The sequence below is a fragment of the Ruegeria sp. BF7 genome (assembly GCF_056538605.1).
In genome coordinates this window covers 1-1,367 of the sequence record NZ_JBQFTM010000051.1, presented here as the reverse complement: position 1 = coordinate 1,367, position 1,367 = coordinate 1, and the positions used below count along the sequence as shown (strand labels likewise).

Annotated in this window: 1 protein-coding gene; it reads right to left on the bottom strand. The window is 56.3% G+C overall.

The window, feature by feature from the left end; translation table 11 throughout:
- Window positions 1-254: 254 nt before the first annotated feature.
- Window positions 255-1,274: an IS110 family RNA-guided transposase gene (locus tag ACR0IK_RS24325; RefSeq protein ID WP_480597418.1), complete on the bottom strand. Its 1,020-nt coding sequence runs from the start codon at window positions 1,272-1,274 to the stop codon at window positions 255-257.
- Window positions 1,275-1,367 lie beyond the last annotated feature (93 nt).

The following is a 1,367-nucleotide window of genomic DNA, read 5'->3' as shown; positions in this document are numbered from 1 at the left end:
GGCATCTGTGGGTGGCTCCTGCATTGCAAGCGTTTACTCGTGATTTTGCGGCATTTTTCGTCAGTACCTTCGTCTGTCCGGCCTGTTTGTGTGGCGGCATTGTCGCCACTGGCCTTGATGAATTCCGCGAGCGAGGTTCCAATCGGGTTATCGATCTCTGAGGGTCGCTGCCATTCCCGGAGTGTCCTTGCTCTTGGTTGACTTAATTCCGCATCATCACTTCAACGTCTTGCATCTCATGGGCAGTCGGCGGGTTAGACCGCAGGCTGCCGGTATTCCTGTTTCTTCGTGAGCATCGCCCAGATGGCTCGAGCGGCCTTGTTGGCCATGGCGGTCGTCGCCAGACGGAAAGGCTTGTCTGCGATGATCTTCGCGGTCCAAAGATCGACCTTTTCTGGCGAACGTTTCGCCATGACGGCACGCGATGTCATACCGACGACCAACAATTTGCGAATGTAGCGATCACCCTGCTTGGTGATCTTGCCCAGACGTTCCTTGCCACCGCTGGATTTGTTGAGTGGGGTCAGTCCGAGCCAGGCCGCCAGATCGCGCCCGGTCCGGAACTGTTTTGCATCGCCGATCGTAGCGACAATCGCTGAAGCCGTGATCGGGCCGATGCCAGGCATACGCATCAATCTACGCGCATCTGAATTCAGAAGGGCATGTTGCTGGATCATCTTAGAATAGCCAGCGATGCGTTCGTTCAGGCCGAGTAACTGATAGCACTGGATACCGAGCATGCCGTTGGCGATCTCCGGCATTTCTGGATGGTCGCCATCAAGGTGACGCTTTGCAAAAGCCGTCACTGCTTCGATCCCAATGGGCAAGATATGCCCAAACTCACGCAAAAGGCTGCGGATCATGTTGGCCAGTTGGGTGCGCTGCCGGACGGCCAGATCTCGAGTCCGGTGAATTGAGAGAATGGCTTGCTGCTCTTCCGTCTTGATCTCGACAAATCGCATGGTTGGTCGACGGACCGCTTCACAGATCGCCTCAGCATCAACGGCGTCATTCTTGCCGCGCTTCACGTAGGGTTTGACGTATCCGGCGGGCATGAGCTTCACGTCGTGCCCCAAATTGCGCAGCTGGCGACCCCAGTGATGAGACGAGCCGCAGGCTTCCATCCCGACCCTGCAGGGTGGAAGCGTCTCAAAGAAGCGGAGCAGCTTTGCGCGTTTGATGGCTTTGTTGAAAATCACTCGGCCGTTCTCTGAAATGCCGTGAACTTGAAAAACATCCTTGGCCAGATCCAGGCCTACGGTCTTTACTGTCATTGGGTGGCTCCTTTCCTAGCAGTCGATGACAACTGCACTTTGGCACATTCGATGCCGGTGGAGCAGGAGCCACCCACCTCATCCGGAATGGGC